The 17,030-nt window shown below is 65.1% G+C and carries 24 protein-coding genes and 2 tRNA genes; 22 read left to right on the forward strand and 4 right to left on the reverse strand.

The annotated features are described in order from the left end of the window. Positions 1 to 21 precede the first annotated feature (21 nt). Positions 22 to 906, reverse strand: coding sequence for a 23S rRNA (guanosine(2251)-2'-O)-methyltransferase RlmB (gene rlmB / locus HNP47_RS01455; protein ID WP_084375326.1), 885 nt, complete (start codon positions 904 to 906; stop codon positions 22 to 24). 149 nt (positions 907 to 1,055) lie between these two features. On the opposite strand from rlmB, the gene HNP47_RS01460 reads away from it, so the two are divergent. The 4 genes from HNP47_RS01460 (at position 1,056) to HNP47_RS01475 (ending at position 4,326) form a co-directional block, all read left to right on the forward strand. Then, positions 1,056 to 1,139, forward strand: a tRNA-Tyr gene (locus tag HNP47_RS01460). An 81-nt stretch (positions 1,140 to 1,220) separates the two neighbouring features. Next, positions 1,221 to 1,294: transfer RNA gene (locus HNP47_RS01465), tRNA-Gly, on the forward strand. A 63-nt stretch (positions 1,295 to 1,357) separates the two neighbouring features. Continuing rightward, positions 1,358 to 2,548 (forward strand): elongation factor Tu, encoded by a 1,191-nt coding sequence (gene tuf / locus HNP47_RS01470; protein WP_055753383.1) that lies wholly within the window; start codon positions 1,358 to 1,360, stop codon positions 2,546 to 2,548. Positions 2,549 to 2,730: 182 nt separating this feature from the next. Further along, the gene (locus tag HNP47_RS01475; protein WP_184277811.1) at positions 2,731 to 4,326 is read left to right on the forward strand and encodes a carboxylesterase/lipase family protein; all 1,596 of its coding nucleotides are present in this window, start codon (positions 2,731 to 2,733) and stop codon (positions 4,324 to 4,326) included. Here HNP47_RS01475 and HNP47_RS01480 read toward each other — a convergent pair. Beyond that, entirely contained in the window at positions 4,323 to 5,390 is a 1,068-nt protein-coding gene (locus tag HNP47_RS01480) for a L,D-transpeptidase family protein (protein WP_184277813.1), read from the reverse strand. The genes HNP47_RS01475 and HNP47_RS01480 overlap by 4 nt on opposite strands. A 39-nt stretch (positions 5,391 to 5,429) precedes the next feature. Beyond that, positions 5,430 to 5,591: a hypothetical protein gene (locus HNP47_RS01485; protein ID WP_165117191.1), complete on the reverse strand. Its 162-nt coding sequence runs from the start codon at positions 5,589 to 5,591 to the stop codon at positions 5,430 to 5,432. Positions 5,592 to 5,734: 143 nt separating this feature from the next. Between HNP47_RS01485 and HNP47_RS01490 the strand changes: the two genes are divergently transcribed. The 3 genes from HNP47_RS01490 (at position 5,735) to HNP47_RS01500 (ending at position 8,812) form a co-directional block, all read left to right on the forward strand. Then, on the forward strand, positions 5,735 to 6,901 hold the full coding sequence (locus tag HNP47_RS01490; protein ID WP_260394562.1) for a GNAT family N-acetyltransferase: 1,167 nt from the start codon (positions 5,735 to 5,737) through the stop codon (positions 6,899 to 6,901). Between the two features lie 10 nt (positions 6,902 to 6,911). Further along, positions 6,912 to 7,826 (forward strand): transcriptional regulator, encoded by a 915-nt coding sequence (locus HNP47_RS01495; RefSeq protein WP_184277815.1) that lies wholly within the window; start codon positions 6,912 to 6,914, stop codon positions 7,824 to 7,826. Positions 7,827 to 7,924: 98 nt separating this feature from the next. Continuing rightward, entirely contained in the window at positions 7,925 to 8,812 is an 888-nt protein-coding gene (locus tag HNP47_RS01500; protein WP_184277817.1) for a GIN domain-containing protein, read from the forward strand. A 117-nt stretch (positions 8,813 to 8,929) separates the two neighbouring features. Here HNP47_RS01500 and HNP47_RS01505 read toward each other — a convergent pair whose 3' ends face one another. Further along, complete coding sequence (locus tag HNP47_RS01505) at positions 8,930 to 9,685, reverse strand: porin (protein ID WP_184277819.1); 756 nt, start codon at positions 9,683 to 9,685, stop codon at positions 8,930 to 8,932. Positions 9,686 to 10,274: 589 nt separating this feature from the next. Here HNP47_RS01505 and rpsJ point away from each other — a divergent pair. Genes rpsJ through rpsN form a run of 15 tightly spaced genes read left to right on the forward strand, consistent with a single transcriptional unit; the run spans position 10,275 to position 17,028 of the window. Continuing rightward, positions 10,275 to 10,580: a 30S ribosomal protein S10 gene (rpsJ, locus tag HNP47_RS01510; RefSeq protein WP_003164367.1), complete on the forward strand. Its 306-nt coding sequence runs from the start codon at positions 10,275 to 10,277 to the stop codon at positions 10,578 to 10,580. 21 nt (positions 10,581 to 10,601) lie between these two features. After that, positions 10,602 to 11,351 carry a 50S ribosomal protein L3 gene (gene rplC / locus HNP47_RS01515; RefSeq protein ID WP_055753390.1) on the forward strand — a complete coding sequence of 250 codons (750 nt, stop codon included), beginning with the start codon at positions 10,602 to 10,604 and terminating at the stop codon, positions 11,349 to 11,351. Next, positions 11,351 to 11,989 (forward strand): 50S ribosomal protein L4, encoded by a 639-nt coding sequence (rplD, locus tag HNP47_RS01520; protein WP_017506058.1) that lies wholly within the window; start codon positions 11,351 to 11,353, stop codon positions 11,987 to 11,989. Before rplC ends, rplD begins: the two co-directional genes overlap by 1 nt. Then, positions 11,989 to 12,291, forward strand: coding sequence for a 50S ribosomal protein L23 (locus HNP47_RS01525; RefSeq protein WP_008260292.1), 303 nt, complete (start codon positions 11,989 to 11,991; stop codon positions 12,289 to 12,291). Before rplD ends, HNP47_RS01525 begins: the two co-directional genes overlap by 1 nt. A 4-nt stretch (positions 12,292 to 12,295) precedes the next feature. Further along, positions 12,296 to 13,132: a 50S ribosomal protein L2 gene (gene rplB, locus HNP47_RS01530; protein WP_017506056.1), complete on the forward strand. Its 837-nt coding sequence runs from the start codon at positions 12,296 to 12,298 to the stop codon at positions 13,130 to 13,132. A gap of 2 nt (positions 13,133 to 13,134) precedes the next feature. Then, complete coding sequence (gene rpsS / locus HNP47_RS01535; RefSeq protein ID WP_017506055.1) at positions 13,135 to 13,413, forward strand: 30S ribosomal protein S19; 279 nt, start codon at positions 13,135 to 13,137, stop codon at positions 13,411 to 13,413. 3 nt (positions 13,414 to 13,416) lie between these two features. Beyond that, positions 13,417 to 13,797: a 50S ribosomal protein L22 gene (gene rplV / locus HNP47_RS01540; RefSeq protein WP_017506054.1), complete on the forward strand. Its 381-nt coding sequence runs from the start codon at positions 13,417 to 13,419 to the stop codon at positions 13,795 to 13,797. Beyond that, a complete protein-coding gene (gene rpsC / locus HNP47_RS01545) occupies positions 13,797 to 14,552 on the forward strand; it encodes a 30S ribosomal protein S3 (RefSeq protein WP_017506053.1) in 756 nt (251 codons plus the stop codon). The genes rplV and rpsC overlap by 1 nt, the downstream gene beginning before the upstream one ends. A gap of 3 nt (positions 14,553 to 14,555) precedes the next feature. Continuing rightward, on the forward strand, positions 14,556 to 14,996 hold the full coding sequence (rplP, locus tag HNP47_RS01550; protein WP_017506052.1) for a 50S ribosomal protein L16: 441 nt from the start codon (positions 14,556 to 14,558) through the stop codon (positions 14,994 to 14,996). Further along, a complete protein-coding gene (gene rpmC / locus HNP47_RS01555; RefSeq protein ID WP_008263673.1) occupies positions 14,996 to 15,193 on the forward strand; it encodes a 50S ribosomal protein L29 in 198 nt (65 codons plus the stop codon). Before rplP ends, rpmC begins: the two co-directional genes overlap by 1 nt. Before the next feature lie 10 nt (positions 15,194 to 15,203). Continuing rightward, on the forward strand, positions 15,204 to 15,446 hold the full coding sequence (gene rpsQ / locus HNP47_RS01560; protein WP_017506051.1) for a 30S ribosomal protein S17: 243 nt from the start codon (positions 15,204 to 15,206) through the stop codon (positions 15,444 to 15,446). Between the two features lie 18 nt (positions 15,447 to 15,464). Beyond that, on the forward strand, positions 15,465 to 15,833 hold the full coding sequence (gene rplN, locus HNP47_RS01565; protein ID WP_003164378.1) for a 50S ribosomal protein L14: 369 nt from the start codon (positions 15,465 to 15,467) through the stop codon (positions 15,831 to 15,833). A 1-nt stretch (position 15,834) separates the two neighbouring features. Then, positions 15,835 to 16,143: a 50S ribosomal protein L24 gene (gene rplX / locus HNP47_RS01570; RefSeq protein WP_039248554.1), complete on the forward strand. Its 309-nt coding sequence runs from the start codon at positions 15,835 to 15,837 to the stop codon at positions 16,141 to 16,143. Further along, the gene (rplE, locus tag HNP47_RS01575) at positions 16,143 to 16,703 is read left to right on the forward strand and encodes a 50S ribosomal protein L5 (protein ID WP_017506049.1); all 561 of its coding nucleotides are present in this window, start codon (positions 16,143 to 16,145) and stop codon (positions 16,701 to 16,703) included. The genes rplX and rplE overlap by 1 nt, the downstream gene beginning before the upstream one ends. Positions 16,704 to 16,722: 19 nt before the next feature. Further along, complete coding sequence (gene rpsN, locus HNP47_RS01580) at positions 16,723 to 17,028, forward strand: 30S ribosomal protein S14 (protein WP_055753393.1); 306 nt, start codon at positions 16,723 to 16,725, stop codon at positions 17,026 to 17,028. Positions 17,029 to 17,030 lie beyond the last annotated feature (2 nt).

A 17,030-nucleotide genomic window follows, 5' to 3' on the forward strand; every position in this document is an offset into this window, starting at 1 on the left:
TAGCCTCGGTGCGGCCTTCTGTCAGCCGCGTTGCGCGCGCGCCGCTTCATAAAGCGCGACCGCCGCCGCATTGGACACGTTCAGGCTCTCGAATCCGCCCGGCATGGGGATTTTGGCCAGAACATCGCAGTGTTCAGCCACCAGACGACGGATGCCGTCGCCTTCGGACCCCATGACCAGAACGGTCGGCTGATGATCCAGCGCTTCTTCCAGCGTCTGTTCGCCCGTTCCGTCCAAGCCGACGGCGCGCCAACCCAGATCGGCCAGCCGCTCCAGCGCACGGGACAGATTCGTGACGCGCGCATGGGGCAGGCGTTCGGTGGCGCCCACAGCCGCCTTGGCCAGGGCGCCGGCCAGGGCCGGAGCATGACGGTCCTGAACGATGATTCCCCGCGCGCCGAACGCCAGGGCCGAGCGGAAGATGGCGCCGACGTTCTGGGGATCGGTTAGCTGATCCAGCATGACGATGACGCCCTCAGCCGGCTCGGCCAGCTCTTCCAGCGACACGCCTTCCAGCGGCTGGACCTTGAAGGCCAGTCCCTGATGCACGGCGCCGGGGGGCAGCATCCGGGTCAGGGCCTGGATTTCGACCACCTCGATCTTGTGGCCGTTTGCGAGAGCATTGTTCTCGATCTCGGCGGCGCGCTCGGCCGTGGCCAGCAGACGACCCATCCCGCGACGGGCGGGATTCGCCAGAGCGGCCAGAACTGGATGTCGGCCCCACAGAAAATTATCGGCGTCCGACTTGCCCCGATCGGGCGAACGGGGCTGGCGAGGGGTTTCCTCGCGCCGGCCAAACCCTTGCGCAGCGGGCTTTTGGCCCTTGTCGCGGGGGCCGTCGGGACGGTTTCCGAAGACCGGTTTTTTACCGCTTTTACGGTCGTTGCGTTCTGATTTCGACGACACTATAAGACGCCCTCCGATTTGGAGCCCCAAGGGCTTTCGGGTCTGGGCGCCCCCTCTATCCTAGAGGAGGCGACAAGCCGAAGGCTTTTGTTTCGTCCCGCTTCTTTATGGGCGGAAACGAGGGGTCCGACGGTTCGACAAGGCGCGCTGGGGGAATGTCCCGAGTGGCAAAGGGGGGGGACTGTAAATCCCCTGCGTAAGCTTCGAAGGTTCGAGTCCTTCTTCCCCCACCACGCGCCTTGACGGATACGACGGATCAGGACGACGGAGAGGAACCGGCTGCGGCGTTCCGAAAGAACTTCCGCAGTCTCCGCGCGGGTATAGCACAATGGTAGTGCAGCAGCCTTCCAAGCTGAGGATGTCGGTTCGATCCCGTCTACCCGCTCCAGGTTTTTAAAAGATCAGCATCGCGCCCCTCCGCTGACGGACCCGGGCCATCAGGAGTTTGGCCATGGCCAAGGAAAAGTTCGAACGGACGAAGCCGCACTGCAACATCGGCACGATTGGTCACGTTGACCACGGCAAGACGACGTTGACGGCTGCGATCACGATGACGCTGGCGAAGGCCGGTGGCGCGAAGGCGATGAACTACGCCGACATCGACGCTGCGCCGGAAGAGAAGGCTCGCGGCATCACGATCAACACCGCGCACGTGGAATACGAGACGGCCAACCGTCACTACGCCCACGTCGACTGCCCCGGCCACGCCGACTATGTGAAGAACATGATCACCGGCGCCGCGCAGATGGACGGCGCGATCCTGGTGGTGTCGGCCGCTGACGGCCCGATGCCTCAGACCCGCGAGCACATCCTGCTGGCCCGTCAGGTCGGCGTGCCGGCCCTGGTGGTCTTCATGAACAAGGTCGACCTGGTCGACGACGAAGAGCTGCTCGAGCTGGTCGAGATGGAAGTGCGCGAGCTGCTGAGCTCGTACCAGTTCCCCGGCGACGACATTCCGATCACCAAGGGTTCGGCCAAGGCCGCGACCGACGGCGTGAACCCGGAAATCGGCGAACAGCGCGTTCTGGCCCTGATGGAAACCGTCGACGCCTACATCCCGCAGCCGGAGCGTCCGGTCGACCTGCCGTTCCTGATGCCGGTCGAAGACGTGTTCTCGATCTCGGGCCGCGGCACCGTGGTGACGGGCCGCGTCGAGAAGGGCATCGTCAAGGTCGGTGAGGAAGTCGAGATCGTCGGCATCCGTCCGGTCCAGAAGACGACCTGCACGGGCGTGGAAATGTTCCGCAAGCTGCTGGACCAAGGTCAAGCGGGCGACAACGTCGGCGTGCTGCTGCGCGGCACCAAGCGTGAAGACGTCGAGCGCGGCCAAGTGCTGTGCAAGCCGGGCTCCATCACCCCGCACACCAAGTTCCTGGCCGAAGCCTACATCCTGACCAAGGAAGAGGGCGGTCGTCACACCCCGTTCTTCACGAACTATCGCCCGCAGTTCTACTTCCGCACGACGGACGTGACCGGCATCGTTCACCTGAAGGAAGGCGTCGAGATGATCATGCCGGGCGACAACGCCGAGCTGAACGTCGAGCTGATCACCCCGATCGCGATGGACCAAGGCCTGCGCTTCGCCATCCGTGAAGGCGGCCGCACCGTCGGCGCCGGCGTCGTGGCCAAGATCGTCGAGTAAGAAGGCATCCTTTCGGCCTAACGCGCTCACGCGCTGCTTGAGGCCGGTTGGATACAGAGTAGCGTAACAGAACGGCCCCCGGAGCAATCCGGGGGCCGTTTTGCTGTGGGTGAGCCACCGGCGCTCGCAACGGGCATGCTGTTCAGGCGTTAGGATCGTCTGCCGAACAGCCAAGGTTCAAGATGCGTCTGATCTCGTTGCTTGCGTGCCTTGTCGCCCTGTCGGCCTGCGCCACCCATCCCGGCAAGGTGGATCAGGTCCGGTTCGCCAAGGACGCCAAGCCGGTGTTGGCGACGACCGAATCCGGGACGGTGCGCGGCGTCGATGGGGCGGGGACGAGAGCGTTCCTGGGCGTGCCGTTCGCAGCGCCGCCCGTCGGCGAACAGCGCTGGCGGGCGCCGCAGCCGATCCAGGCTTGGCAGGGCGTTCGGGACGCGACGCGGATCAGCTCGGACTGCACCCAGGCGATCGGGCGACGTTCGATCCTGGGCGGCGGCGGCGGGATCGTCGTCGGGTCCGAGGACTGTCTGTATCTGAACATTTATACGCCGGGCGGAGACGCGGCCGAGGCGCGGCCGGTGATGGTCTATATCCCGGGCGGCGCTTTCACCGTGGGGGCGGGCGCCAACTACGATCCGTCGAAACTGGCGCGCGAGCAGGGACGGGTGGTCGTGACGATGAACTATCGGCTCGGCGCGCTGGGCTGGCTGGCGCATCCGGGGTTTCAGGCGACCGGCGAAGGCTTTGGGGGAAACTTCGGCCTGATGGATCAGCAGGCCGCGCTGAAGTGGGTGCATCGGAACATTGCGGCCTTTGGCGGCGATCCAGGCGACGTTACCCTGTTCGCCGAGAGCGCGGGCGCATGGACGGCCTGTTACCTGATGGCGTCGCCGCAGTCGCAACGGCTGTATCAGCGCGTCATCATGCAGAGCGGCGGATGTCTTGAGCCGTCGTCCCTGGTCAGTGCGCAGGATGCGGCCCAGTCGGGGCCGATGTTCGCCGAAAGGCTGGGCTGCACCGGCGACGATCAGATTGCTTGTCTGAAAGCGCTTCCGGCCTGGCGGCTGTCGCGGGCGGCGTCATTAAGGGCGGGGATCAACGGGCCGGGATCATGGGGGCCGGTGCACACGGACGCCACTGTGCCGGAAAACCCGGCGGTCGCGATCCGCGAGGGGCGGTTCACGCGCGTGCCCGTCCTCGTCGGGACGAACCTCGATGAGGGGCGGCTGTTCGCTAACGAGGTGCAGGACATGGATCGCTATCAAAAGGAGACGATCTGGATGTATGGCGACCAGGGCGCGCGGGTGCTGGCGCGCTATCCGGTGGGAGAGGACGGCCCCGCCTATGCCATCGCCACCAACTTCACGGATCAAAGGTTCGCCTGTCCGTCACAGGCCTTGCGGCGACTGCTGGCCCAGCATGTGCCGGTGTGGGGCTATGAGTTCGCGGATCGCAGGGCGCCGTTTGTCTTGCCGCATCGGATCGTCGGTCTGGATTTAGGCGCCTATCACGCCAGCGAACTGGCCTATGTGTTCGGCACGCGCTGGGTGTTTGCTGATCCCAAGCGGTTCACGCCTGAGCAGAAGGCGCTGTCGGAGCGGATGCAAAGGTTGTGGGCGACGTTCGGCAGGTCGGCCTTCGCCGCCGAATGGCCCCGCGTCGAGGGTGCGGGGCCGGTGCGGGTGTTCAAGCCAGACGGCGATGTCATGGACGACGGCTTCTTCGAACGCCACCACTGCGACTTCTGGGACGGGACGCCGTTCGGCGCCGTCCACTAGATAAAGCGGACGGTGACGCCCGGCTTGACCTTGTCGGCCAGCATCCAGGCGTCCCAGTTGGTCAGGCGCACGCAGCCGTGCGAGGCCGTCTTGCCGACCAGATGCGGGTCTGGCGTGCCGTGGATGCCGTAGCTGGGCTTGTTCAGATCGATCCAGACGACGCCCACGGGATTGTTCGGACCGGGTTTGACGACGACCTTCGTCTTGCCGTCGCCATAGCTGAGTTTCGACGGGTCGTAGGTGTAGTCCGGGTTCCGCGCCACGCCGTTGACCTTGACCGTGCCGGTCGGGGTCGGGTTGTCGCCGCTGCCGATGGTGGCCGGGAAGTAGGCGATCAGCTTGCCGTCGGCGCCGAATGCCTTGACCGAGCCTTCGCTCTTGTCGACGTCGATGTGGTCCACGTCGGCGGGCAGGGGTGCGCTGTTGACGGCGGGGACAAGTAGGCCTTGGCCAACGCGGTTGAAGTCGGCGCCGGGGTTCATGGCGCGCAGCAAGGCCTCGGTGACGTGGAAACGTTCGGCCAAGGCCTCGACGATATTGGCGTAACCCATGTGCGCCGCCTGACCCTGAGCCTCCAACTCAGTGGGCACGACGCCGAGGTAGGGTCCGGCGATGTCCTGCTGGGTGATGGTGTAGGTGGTGGTCACAGCGCCCGGTCCGGCGGCGGCGCGCAGTCGGCCGAGCACGTCAGCGTTCAACTCGCCGTTTACGGTCATGCCGTTGGCTTCCTGAAACGCCGAAATCGCCTGACGCATGTTCGACCCGGCCAGGCCGTCGATCGCGCCGGGCGAGAAGCGGGCGCGCTCCAGAAGCACCTGGGCGCGGATCAGGGCGGGCTGCGGCTGCGGCTGGGCGGCGTTCGGGGCGGCTGGCTGGCCGTCTTGCGCGGCGGGCGGCGGCGCATAGGCGGTGTTTTCGATGGCGTCACGTGAAAGCGGGCCGGTTTGGCCCACTTGCGCGGCCTCGGCCGTCTGCGCCGCTGGGGCGGCTGCGTTTTCCTCCTTCGGCGAACAGGCGCCCAGAGAGAGAACTGCGAGTGCGGCGAGGTAGGCGGGACGGTTCATATGGGACTTTCGAGATAGTGAGTGCAGACGGTCGGTGTTTCAGTTGGGTTCGCCGGTTGCAGGGTCGGTTTCGGTCTCGCCGGAGTTCGACGAATCCTTCGAGCCCTTGGGTTCGGTCGCCGGGCGCGGCGGCTGGCCGTCGGCGTCCGGGCGCAGGTTTTCGTTCTCGACGGCTTTGCTGTCAGGGCGTTGATCGGTCATGGTCTTCTCCTTGGCTCACTCAAACGCGCCAAGGCGACCGCGGCTCCGTGAACGCGCGTTCACCATGCCGATGAACCCTGATGAAACACGCATAGGGCAGATTGGGGTGCGGAATGGACCTTGCTGCGCAGGGCCCCGAGAGGATGCGTATGGGCGGAATGCTGCAGGTCGAGATCAGGGACGCGGCGGCGATGGACGCCGCCGCCGTCGCCCTGTGGCGCGGGTGGACAGCTGGCAACCCTGATCTGGCCAGCCCCTATTTCCGCTGGGACTATGCCGAGATCGCCTCGCGGGTCTGCCCCGGCGCGGCGATCGCCGTGTTCCGGCGGGATGGCGAGATCGTCGGCTTTTTCCCGCATCAGCGACGCGGGGGAGCGGTGCAGCCGCTGGGCGCGCCGATGAACGACTATCATGGCGTCATCGCCCCGGCGGACGAGACGATCACGCTGGAAGAGGTGGCGCGGCTGTTGAAGGCCAAGCGGCTAAACGTGCCCGGCTGGATCGGTGCGGGCGAGACGGGGCAGGCGCGAGAGACCGTACAGGTGGCCATGTCCAAGACGGGCTATGACGACTGGTACGCCGAGCGTCGCAAGACCTTCGCCAAATACTTCAAGGACAAGGAGCGGGCGCGCCGCAGCCTGGAGGCCGAACTGGGGCCGATCCGGGTGGAGCGGGGTCTCAGAGATCCTGCGCTGCTGGATCATCTGATCGCGCTGAAGGCGGTGCAGTATCGCCGCTCGGGCCTGCACGACATCTTCGCCTGCGGCTGGACGCGGGATCTGCTCCACGCGCTGATGAGCGAGCCGCGAGCAGGCTTCGGCGCCTCGATGGCGGCGATGCACGCGGGCGACAAGCTGGTGGCGATCGAGTTCTCGCTGCACGCCGGGCGGCATTACCATTTCTGGTTCCCCGCTTATGAGCCGACGCTGGCGCGGTGTTCGCCGGGCATCCTGCTGAGCATGGACACGATGCGGCTGGCGGCGGCCGAGGGCTTCCGGGTGTTCGACTTCGGCTTCGAGGGCGAGACCTACAAGAAGTATTTCGTCAACGCGCGGCAGACGGTTCGCGAGGCCGTGGTGATGCAGCCGGGCGTGACCCAGGCGTTGGGCGACATCACGGTGGCGGCGTTGAACAGGGCGGGTGGACGCGGCGAGGCGGTGCGGGCGTCCCTGCGCCGGCGCTGGGCCACCATCGAAGCCTGCGAGGCGACGCCGGTCGGGCGGCTGAGGGGCGCGGCGGTCGCCGCACGGTCGGCTGTCCAGAAGGCGGCCGCCAAGAAGAAGACGCCAGCGCGCGTCGCCCACGTTTGAGGATATCGGCATGACCCAACGTCGCACACGCTATCCGGGCCCGATCGCCGAGGCCAAGACCCACGCCCACACCCTGATCGAGCAAGGGTTCGCCGAGGACGGGGCGCTGGCCGCCGTGCTGGATCGCTATCCGGCCGAGCTGTTCGACATCAACCTGTATGATTACGACGACGACGGGCAGGTGTCCTTGCGCACCGGCGCACGCGGGCGGCTGTCGGGCGAGGAGCTGCTGGAGGCGATCAAACAGGGTCGGCTGTGGGTCAATCTGCGCGGGGTCGAGACGGGCTGGCCTGAACTGTGGGCGGCGGCGATGGAGGATTTCGCCGCGATCCAGGCGACCTATCCGAAAATGCGGGCGGTGCGGAATGCGGGGCAGCTGATCCTGTCGTCGCCCAAGGCGCGCGTGCCCTATCATTTCGATGCGGCAGGCGTGGTGCTGTTTCACCTGCGCGGGCGCAAGCGGCTGTTCGTCTATCCCGGCGATGAGGGCCATCTGCCCGAGCGAAACATGGAACAGGTGGTCGCGCGTCAGACGACCGAGGAACTGCCTTACACGCTGGCGTTCGAACAGGACGCGCAGATCATGGATCTGGAGCCAGGCCACGCCCTGACCTGGCCGCTCTATGCGCCGCACCGGGTGGAGAATCTGGACCGCTTCTGCGTCAGTTTGTCGATGGATTTCCAGACCTGGCCGTCGCGGTTCCGCAACGGGGCGCTGTTCACCAATGCGGTGATCCGCAGCCGGGGCGGGCGGCCGCGCTTCACCGACGGCATGACGACGCCGGAGCTGGCGGCGCGCTGGGCCGCGTCGCTGGCGCTGAAGAAGGCGGGGGCGATGAAGAGCAAGATCGCCAACTTCGAGCGCGACTTCGAGCCGGAGATCGGCGCGGCGGACGGCGCGGGCGCGCTGAACGCCTCGTCATGAGCTCGGGGTGTTAATTCGAGTTCATGACCTCGAGTTAAAATGACTTGGGCGCGGGCGGCGCGCACCTTCTCTCCACATTCGGGAAGGGAACACCGCTCATGAAAACCGCACTGATCGCCGCAGCCGCCGTCGCCACCCTGACCGGGTTCGTCGCCGCGCCCGCTTCGGCCGCCGAGGTCGAGATCCGCAACGCCGTCGCCCGCGTGGTGGTGATCGTCGAGGATCGTCAGGATATCGGGGTCGAGGTCACGCAAGGCCAGACGCGCTTGCCGGCCATCCAGGTTCGCCGCGACGGCAATGACGTCAAGATCGACGGCGGCCTGCGCCGTAACGGCATGTGGGGCGGCAACAGCGCCATTCGCAACTGCAACTCCGGCCGCAGCGATGCGGGCCAGCCGGGGCAGGGGGCGACCGTCGAGGTGCGCGACCTGGGCCGCATCCGCCTGGAGGACGCGCCTTTGATCGTCGTGCGCACGCCGCGCGCGGTGGATGTCAGCGCCAGCGGCGTGGTCTTCGGCTCGGTCGGACGCGGCGCGCGATCGGTCGAGTTGGACAATGGCGGCTGCGGCAACTGGAACGTGGCCAATGTGGACGGCGATCTGGAACTGGGCCTGGGGGGCTCGGGTGCGATCCGCGCGGGAACGTCTCGATCGCTGAACGCCAGCGTCGGCGGTTCGGGTTCCATCTCCGCCGGCGCGACTGGAGCCCTGAAGGCGGCCGTGGGTGGATCGGGCAATGTCGAGGTGGCCAGCGCCGGCGGACGCAGCGAACTGTCCATCGGCGGCTCGGGCGGTGTGAATGTGCGGCAGGGCCGAATGGACAAGCTGTCGGTCGCCATCGGCGGCTCGGGCGATGTTCGATACGGCGGCGCAACGCGCGACCTGGACGTGGCGATCGCCGGATCGGGCAGCGTCCGCGTCGCCTCGGCAACGGGATCGGTTTCTCGCTCCGTCGTCGGATCGGGAACCCTGCAGATCGGGCAGTAAGACCCGAGCGACGAGAAGGCCCCCGGTCGTGGAACCCCGGGGGTGTTTTCCGGCCAAACAAAAAGCCCCGGCGGATTGCTCCGCCGGGGCTCTTCGTAGGGCTCAGGTCCGAGACGCTTAGAAGACGTTCAGGACGCTCGAGATCGCCGAGACGCCCAGGTTGGCGCCGGCGCGGTCACGCGCTTGCAGACCGCCACCGAACGAATAGCGCAGGCCGACCGACCAGGTGTCGACGTCCAGCGAATCGATGTCGGCGCGCGTGTAGGCGGCGCCCAGCGAGAACGGGGTGTTCTCGAACTCGTATTCGGCGCCCACGCCGTAGGTCCAGGCGTCGGTGTCGCCGCCCGAGAAGTCGACGTTGTTGTAGGCAACGCCGGCGTTCAGGCGCAGGTTCGGCATGACGTAGAAGGCGGCGTCGGCGCCGACGGTCCAGATGTCGGCGTCCACGTTGTCAGCGGTCGTGTAGGCGACTTGGCCGGTCAGGGTGGCGTTCGACAGATACTTCTGCGCTTCGGCGCCCACGGTCCAGATCGGCTCGTTGCCACTGCCGATGCCGTTGCCGGCGACGAACGCGCCGGCGCGGACGTCGGAGGACCACATCTTGGTCAGGTGAGCGGCGGCGGCGCCGGTGACGTCTTCTTCGCCGAAGGCCTTGGTGTAGTCGATCGCGCCGTTCAGGGTCACGGTCCAGTCCTGGGCCGGCAGGGCGACCGAGCCGTCAACGGTCCAGACGTCGGCGTCAACGTCGTCGCCGGCGACTTCGATCGACGGATTGGAATAGGTCACGCCGACCGAACCGATGGCGTCTTGGGCGAAGGCCGGGGCGGCGAACAGGGCGGCGGCGGCAGCCGTGGCGAGGAGGATCGTCTTCATTTTTCTTTTGTCCTTAGCAGTCTGCACCCGGATGGGGGTCCGGGGAGGGGCGCTGCTATCAGCCGAAGGCCAAGCGGAGCAATAAACCGGCGTTCGATCGGCTTGAGACAGCAAGGTTGTTGCGCAACAGCCACGCGTTGCGGCCAGAATGTGTCACGACTTGGCGATCTGTGGGGCAAGTCGTTGATCGCGCGCCGCAGTCGCGCTCATGCACTATAAAGAGTCGTCCGCCGCCGCCGATGTCGCCACTGAACGTGTCGTCGCGCCGTGCGCCGTCCTCGGCGAAGACCGCGTCGAAATCCTGTGTCAGCCCGGGTTTGCGCGCTTGACGAAATCAGAATCGATAGGCATAAGCCACCACTCTTGTTGGACCGGCTGTGCAGCTCGCTGCAAACGCGGTTCGCAAGAACGACCTAAGTCACTGTTCTTTGCAGCTTCTTGGGATATCAACGGCCTTCGCGGGCAACTGCGTGGGCCGATCGTTTTTGCGGATTTGCGTTCCCTGAGGGCTTTTTGCCCGAAGGCCTTCGGTCTTTGAAATGGTTCACAGGGACGCGGTCCTCCGACCGCATTGGAAGTAAGCACCGATATGGATCAAAGCATCCGCATCAGGCTCAAGGCCTTTGATCACCGCGTCCTCGATTTTTCGACGCGCGAGATCGTTAATACCGCCAAGCGCACCGGCGCGACCGTTCGTGGTCCGATTCCGCTGCCGACCCTGATCGAGAAGTTCACCGTGAACCGCTCTCCGCACGTCGATAAGAAGTCGCGTGAGCAGTTTGAAATCCGCACGCACAAACGCGTGCTCGACATCGTCGACCCCACCCCGCAGACCGTGGACGCGCTCATGAAGCTCGACCTGTCCGCCGGCGTGGACGTCGAGATCAAGATTTAAAGTAGAAAGAGGCGGGATCCGATGCGCACGGGCGTGATCGCCAAGAAGCTGGGCATGACCCGCGTGTTCGCCGATGACGGCGCGCACGTACCGGTCACTGTGCTGCAGCTCGACGGCTGCCAAGTCGTCGGCCAACGTACCCAGGAGCGTGACGGCTACGTCGCTCTCCAGCTGGGCGCTGGCACGAAGAAGGCTAAGAACACCAACAAGGCTCAACGCGAGACCTTCGCCAAGGCGGAAGTCGAACCGAAAGCCTATGTGACCGAGTTCCGCGTCGATGCGGACGGTCTGCTGGACGTGGGCGCCGAACTGTCGGCCGAACACTTCCTGGTGGGCCAGAAGGTCGACATCCAGGGCGAGACCATCGGTAAGGGTTTCGCCGGCGCCATGAAGCGCTGGAACTTCGGCGGCCTTCGCGCCACCCACGGCGTTTCGGTCTCGCACCGTTCGCACGGTTCGACGGGTAACCGTCAGGACCCGGGTCGCACGTTCCCCGGCAAGAAGATGGCCGGCCACTACGGCACCGAGACCGTCACCACCCAGAACCTGACCGTCGTCCGCGTGGACGCCGAGCGTGGCCTGATCCTGATCAAGGGCGCTGTCCCCGGTCACGACGGCAGCTACGTCAAGGTTCGCGACGCCATCAAGAAGGCTCGCCCGGCCGACGCTCCGTTCCCCGGCGCGCTGAAGTCGAGCAAGTCTGCTGCTCAACCCGCTTCGACCCCGGCTGAAGAAGCCCCCGTCGAAGCGACCGAAGGCGGTGAAGCGTAATGAAACTCTCTGTCATCCAACTCGACGGCAAGGCTGCTGGCGACGTGGAACTGTCGGACGCCGTCTTCGGCATCTCCGACATCCGCGGCGACATCCTGGCCCGCACCGTCAACTGGCAACTGGCCAAGCGCCGCGCCGGTACGCACAAGGTTCAAACCCGCAACGAGAACTCTCGTACGGGTAAGAAGATGTACAAGCAAAAGGGCACCGGCGGCGCTCGTCACGGTTCGCGCCGTGCACCGCAGTTCGTCGGCGGTTCGCGCGCCTTCGGCCCGATCGTTCGCGATCACGGCTTCTCGCTGCCGAAGAAGATCCGCGCCCTGGCTCTGCGTCACGCCCTGTCCTCCAAGGCCAAGTCGGGCGACCTGATCGTGGTCGACACCGTCTCGGTCAAGGAAGCCAAGACCGCTTCGCTGCGCGAAACGCTCGGCAAGCTGGGCTGGACCAAGGCGCTCATCATCGCGGGTCCCGAAGTCGACACGAACTTCGGCCTGGCCGCACGCAACATCCCGCACATCGACGTGCTGCCGAACGCCGGCCTGAACGTCTATGACATCCTGCGGGCTGACAAGCTGGTGCTGACGAAGGCCGCCATCGAGGCCATCGAAGCCCGCTTCAGCGATAAGGAAGCCGCGTAATGGCCGCTCAACCTACCGCCAAGCACTACGACACCATCCTGGCCCCGGTGATCACCGAAAAGGCCACGATCCTGTCCGAGCAGAACAAGGTCGTCTTCCGCGTCGCCGACACGGCGACCAAGGACGAGATCGCCGCTGCGGTCGAAAGCCTGTTCAAAGTCAACGTCCTGAAGGTCAACACCCTGGTTCAAAAGGGCAAGACCAAGCGCTTCCGGGGCATCCTGGGTCGCCGGGTCGACATCAAAAAAGCGATCGTGACGCTGGCTGACGGCCAGTCGATCGACGTCACCACGGGGCTCTGATCAGATGGCCTTGAAAACCTACAATCCGACTTCGCCGGGCCGTCGCGCCCTCGTGCTGGTCGACCGTTCGGAACTCCACAAGGGCCGTCCGGAAAAGTCGCTGACCGAAGGCCTGACCAAGTCGGGCGGACGCGGGCAGGGCGGTCGCATCGCGGTCCGCTTCCGTGGCGGCGGCGCCAAGACCCTGTACCGCAAGATCGACTTCAAGCGTCGCAAGTGGGACATGGTCGGCACGGTCGAGCGTCTGGAATACGACCCCAACCGCACGGCCTTCATCGCCCTGGTCACCTATGCCGACGGCGAGAAGACCTACATCATCGCGCCGCAACGCCTTAAGGCGGGCGACACGATTGTGGCGGGCGAAAAGACCGACGTAAAGCCGGGCAACGCCATGCCGCTCCGTTCGATGCCGGTGGGTACGATCATCCACAACATCGAAATGAAGCCGGGCAAGGGCGCCCAGCTGGCCCGTTCGGCCGGCGCCTACGCTCAGCTGGTCGGCCGCGATCAGGGCTACGCCCAGATCCGTCTCGGCTCGGGCGAACTGCGTATGGTCCTGGACGGCTGCATCGCCACGGTGGGCGCGGTTTCGAACCCCGACCACATGAACCAGAACCTGGGCAAGGCTGGTCGCAAGCGTCACATGGGCTGGCGTCCGCACGTTCGCGGCGTCGCCATGAACCCGATCGACCACCCGCATGGTGGTGGTGAAGGCCGGACCTCTGGTGGTCGTACCCCCGTCACGCCGTGGGGTAAGGACACCAAGGGCACTCGTACCCGCAAGAACAAGGCTACGGACAAGTACATTATCCGTACCCGCCACGTTAAGAAGGCTCGCTAAGAATGGCCCGCTCCTCCTGGAAAGGCCCGTTTGTCGACGGGTATCTGCTCAAGAAGGCCGACGCCGTTCAATCGTCGGGCCGCAAGGACGTGATCAAGACCTGGTCGCGCCGCTCCACCATCCTGCCGCAGTTCGTCGGTCTGACGTTCGGCGTCCATAACGGTCAGAAGCACGTGCCCGTGTCGGTCTCGGAAGAGATGGTCGGCATGAAGCTCGGCGAGTTCGCCCCGACCCGGAACTTCCCGGGTCACGCGGCGGACAAGAAGGCCAAAAGGAAGTAACCGATGGCCCAGACAAAAAACGAGCGTCGGGTCGCCCCGACCGAGGCCCGCGCCAAGCTGGTCAACGTGCGCATCAGCCCGCAAAAGCTGAACCTGGTCGCCGCTTCGATCCGCGGCATGCCGGTCCAGAAGGCGCTGAACGAGCTGGAATTCAGCCGTAAGCGCATCGCTGGCGACGTCCGCAAGGTCCTGTATTCGGCGATCTCGAACGCCGAGAACAACCACAACCTCGACATCGACAATCTGGTCGTCGCCGAGGCCTTCGTGGGCAAGAACCTGGTGATGAAGCGTTTCGCGAGCCGTGCTCGCGGTCGTTCGTCGCGCATCCTGAAACCGTTCAGCGAGATCACCATCGTGGTCCGTGAAGCCGGCGAGGCCGCCTGATGGGACAGAAAATCAATCCGGTCGGTCTGCGCCTCGGCGTGAACCGCACGTGGGACAGCCGCTGGTTCGCCGCCGGCGCCGACTATTCCCGCCTGCTGCACCAGGACCTGAAGCTGCGCGAGTGGCTGCGGGAACGCTTGGCCGCCGCCGGCGTGTCGCGCATCATCATCGAGCGCCCGCACAAGAAGTGCCGCATCACCATCTACGCCGCCCGTCCGGGCGTCGTGATCGGCAAGAAGGGCGCTGACATCGAGAAGCTCCGCAAGGACATCTCGGCGCGCACCGAGGGTGAAGTTCACCTGAACATCATCGAAGTCCGCAAGCCGGAAACCGATGCGCAGCTGATCGCCGAGAACATCGCGCAGCAGCTGGAGCGCCGCGTGGCCTTCCGTCGCGCCATGAAGCGTTCGATGCAGTCGGCCATGCGTCTGGGTGCCAAGGGCATTCGTATGAATGTCTCGGGTCGTCTGGGCGGCGCCGAAATCGCACGTATGGAATGGTACCGCGAAGGTCGCGTGCCGCTTCACACGCTGCGCGCCGACATCGACTATGGCTTCTACGAAGCCAAGACGACCTACGGCATTATCGGCGTGAAGGTCTGGGTCTTTAAGGGTGAAGTGCTGGAGCACGATCCCATGGCGCAGGACAAGCGTTGGGCCCAGGAAGCTTCGGGTCCGTCCTCGAACGAAGGCCGCGAACGCGGCGGCCCCCGTGGCGACCGCGGTCCGCGTCGCGACCGGGGACGTGAGAACTAAGTCATGTTGCAACCGAAGAAGACCAAATACCGCAAGGCCTTCAAGGGCCGGATCCATGGCTCGGCCAAGGGCGGTTTCTCGCTGAACTTCGGGTCGTATGGCCTGAAGACGCTGGAGCCGGAACGCATCACCGCGCGTCAGATCGAGGCGGCTCGCCGCGCGATCACTCGCCAGATGAAGCGTCAGGGCCGCGTCTGGATCCGCGTCTTCCCCGACCTGCCCGTCACGGGCAAGCCGGCCGAAGTCCGGATGGGTAAGGGCAAGGGCGCCGTGGACCACTGGGCCGCGCGTTGCCACCCGGGCCGTATCCTGTTTGAAATCGACGGCGTGCCGGACGATGTCGCCCGCGAAGCACTCCGTCTCGGCGCCGCCAAGCTGCCGGTCCGCACCAAGGTCGTGACCCGTATCGACGCCGGCGTCGCGCATGTGGAGGCTGCCGCCTAATGACCAAGATCGCCGATCTGCGGTCGCAAACGACCGACCAACTGTCCGATGAGCTGCTGAAGCTCAAGAAGGAACAGTTCAACCTGCGCTTCCAGGCGGCCACCGGCCAAATGGAAAAGACTCACCGCGTTGGTGAAGTCCGCAAAGACATCGCTCGCATCTCGACGCTTCTGCGCGAGAAGCGTGCGGCCTCGTAAGGAAACGAATATGCCCAAGCGAATTCTTGAAGGCGTGGTCGTGTCCGACAAGGGCGAGAAGACTGTCGTTGTGAAGGTGGAGCGCACCCTGCTTCACCCGCTTCTGAAGAAGACCGTCCGGTCGTCCAAGAAGTACCACGCGCACGACGAAGCCAACGCGCTCAAGGTCGGCGACATCGCTCGCATCGTCGAGTGCGCCCCCAAGTCCAAACTGAAGCGCTGGGAAGTCCTTTCCAACGCCTCCGCCTCGTAATCAGAAGGATCTGATCTTATGATCCAGATGCAAACTAACCTGGAAGTGGCCGATAATTCGGGCGCCCGCCGGGTCATGTGCATCAAGGTGTTGGGCGGCTCCAAGCGCCGCTACGCCTCGATCGGCGACACAATCGTCGCCTCCGTGAAGGAAGCCATCCCGCGCGGCCGTGTGAAGAAGGGCGACGTCGTTCGCGCCATCGTCGTGCGCACCGCCAAGGACATCCAACGCAAGGACGGCTCGGTCATCCGCTTTGACAAGTCGGCCGCCGTCATCGTCAACAAGCAGAACGAGCCTGTCGGCACGCGGATCTTCGGCCCGGTTCCTCGCGAACTGCGCGCCAAGAACCACATGAAGATCATCTCGCTGGCTCCGGAGGTCCTGTAACATGGCCGCCAAGATCAAGAAGGGCGACCGCGTCGTCGTCCTCACCGGCAAGGACAAGGGCCGCACGGGCAACGTGCTGAAGGTCCTGCCCACCGAAAACCGCGTCCTTGTCGAAGGCGTCAACATGGTTCAGCGCCACACGCGCCCGAGCCAGGCTGACCCGCAGGGCGGCATCAAGAACAAGGAAGCCTCGCTTCACCTGTCGAACGTCGCGATCGCCGACGCCAACGGCAAGGCGACCCGCGTCGGCTTCAAGATCGATGGGGACAAGAAGGTCCGCATCGCCAAGACGACGGGAGACGTCATCTGATGGCTACCGAGAAGTACACCCCGCGCCTCAAGGACGAGTATCACGCTCGCATCCGCCAGGTGATGAAGGAAAAGTTCGGCTACACGAACGAAATGCAGGTGCCCAAGCTGGACAAGATCGTCCTGAACATGGGTATCGGCGAAGCTGTCGCTGACTCCAAGAAGGCGAACACCGCCCTCAAGGATTTGACCGCCATCGCCGGTCAGAAGGCCGTCGCCACCAAGGCCCGTAACTCCATCGCCGGCTTCAAGCTGCGCGAAGGCATGGTCATCGGCGGCAAGGTCACCCTGCGCGGCGACCAGATGTACGAGTTCCTGGACCGGTTCATCACGATCGCGCTGCCGCGCGTGAAGGATTTCCGTGGTCTGAAGGGCACGTCCTTCGATGGTCGCGGCAACTACGCCACGGGTCTGAAGGAGCACATCGTGTTCCCGGAGATCAACTACGACCAGATCGATCAGATGTGGGGCATGGACATTGTCGTCTGCACCACGGCCAAGACCGATGAGGAAGCCAAGGCTCTCCTCACCGAGTTCAAGTTCCCGTTCGTGAAGAACTGAGCGGGAAGGGAAGAGCACAATGGCTAAGAAAAGCGCCGTAAACCGCAATGAAGCCGTCAAGGCCCTGGTTGCGAAGTATGCCGCGAAGCGGGCCGCCCTCAAGGCGACCGCCAACGACGAAAACCTGCCGCTGGAGGAGCGCTTCGACGCGCGCCTGAAGCTGGCCGAACTGCCGCGCAACTCCGCGCCGAGCCGCATTCGCAACCGCTGCGAAGTGACGGGTCGTCCGCGGGCGTTCTACCGCAAGCTCAAGATGAGCCGGATTGCGCTGCGTGAACTGGGCAACCTAGGCCAGATTCCCGGCCTGACGAAGTCCAGCTGGTAAGG

The sequence above is a fragment of the Brevundimonas vesicularis genome (assembly GCF_014204545.1).
Classification (GTDB): Bacteria; Pseudomonadota; Alphaproteobacteria; order Caulobacterales; family Caulobacteraceae; genus Brevundimonas; species Brevundimonas vesicularis_B.

Bases quoted from the DNA above. Each gene is read 5' to 3' on its own strand.
- tuf (WP_055753383.1), top strand. From the start codon at position 1,358: ATGGCCAAGGAAAAGTTCGAACGGACGAAGCCGCACTGCAACATCGGC.
- rplD (WP_017506058.1), top strand. From the start codon at position 11,351: ATGAAACTCTCTGTCATCCAACTCGACGGCAAGGCTGCTGGCGACGTG.
- rplC (WP_055753390.1), top strand. From the start codon at position 10,602: ATGCGCACGGGCGTGATCGCCAAGAAGCTGGGCATGACCCGCGTGTTC.
- rplP (WP_017506052.1), top strand. From the start codon at position 14,556: ATGTTGCAACCGAAGAAGACCAAATACCGCAAGGCCTTCAAGGGCCGG.
- HNP47_RS01480 (WP_184277813.1), bottom strand. From the start codon at position 5,390: ATGAACCGTCCCGCCTACCTCGCCGCACTCGCAGTTCTCTCTCTGGGC.
- HNP47_RS01500 (WP_184277817.1), top strand. From the start codon at position 7,925: ATGAAAACCGCACTGATCGCCGCAGCCGCCGTCGCCACCCTGACCGGG.
- rpsS (WP_017506055.1), top strand. From the start codon at position 13,135: ATGGCCCGCTCCTCCTGGAAAGGCCCGTTTGTCGACGGGTATCTGCTC.
- rplN (WP_003164378.1), top strand. From the start codon at position 15,465: ATGATCCAGATGCAAACTAACCTGGAAGTGGCCGATAATTCGGGCGCC.
- rpsJ (WP_003164367.1), top strand. From the start codon at position 10,275: ATGGATCAAAGCATCCGCATCAGGCTCAAGGCCTTTGATCACCGCGTC.
- HNP47_RS01490 (WP_260394562.1), top strand. From the start codon at position 5,735: ATGCGTATGGGCGGAATGCTGCAGGTCGAGATCAGGGACGCGGCGGCG.
- HNP47_RS01485 (WP_165117191.1), bottom strand. From the start codon at position 5,591: ATGACCGATCAACGCCCTGACAGCAAAGCCGTCGAGAACGAAAACCTG.
- rplE (WP_017506049.1), top strand. From the start codon at position 16,143: ATGGCTACCGAGAAGTACACCCCGCGCCTCAAGGACGAGTATCACGCT.
- rpsN (WP_055753393.1), top strand. From the start codon at position 16,723: ATGGCTAAGAAAAGCGCCGTAAACCGCAATGAAGCCGTCAAGGCCCTG.
- rpmC (WP_008263673.1), top strand. From the start codon at position 14,996: ATGACCAAGATCGCCGATCTGCGGTCGCAAACGACCGACCAACTGTCC.
- rplV (WP_017506054.1), top strand. From the start codon at position 13,417: ATGGCCCAGACAAAAAACGAGCGTCGGGTCGCCCCGACCGAGGCCCGC.
- HNP47_RS01505 (WP_184277819.1), bottom strand. From the start codon at position 9,685: ATGAAGACGATCCTCCTCGCCACGGCTGCCGCCGCCGCCCTGTTCGCC.
- rplX (WP_039248554.1), top strand. From the start codon at position 15,835: ATGGCCGCCAAGATCAAGAAGGGCGACCGCGTCGTCGTCCTCACCGGC.
- rplB (WP_017506056.1), top strand. From the start codon at position 12,296: ATGGCCTTGAAAACCTACAATCCGACTTCGCCGGGCCGTCGCGCCCTC.
- rpsQ (WP_017506051.1), top strand. From the start codon at position 15,204: ATGCCCAAGCGAATTCTTGAAGGCGTGGTCGTGTCCGACAAGGGCGAG.
- HNP47_RS01475 (WP_184277811.1), top strand. From the start codon at position 2,731: ATGCGTCTGATCTCGTTGCTTGCGTGCCTTGTCGCCCTGTCGGCCTGC.
- HNP47_RS01525 (WP_008260292.1), top strand. From the start codon at position 11,989: ATGGCCGCTCAACCTACCGCCAAGCACTACGACACCATCCTGGCCCCG.
- rpsC (WP_017506053.1), top strand. From the start codon at position 13,797: ATGGGACAGAAAATCAATCCGGTCGGTCTGCGCCTCGGCGTGAACCGC.
- HNP47_RS01495 (WP_184277815.1), top strand. From the start codon at position 6,912: ATGACCCAACGTCGCACACGCTATCCGGGCCCGATCGCCGAGGCCAAG.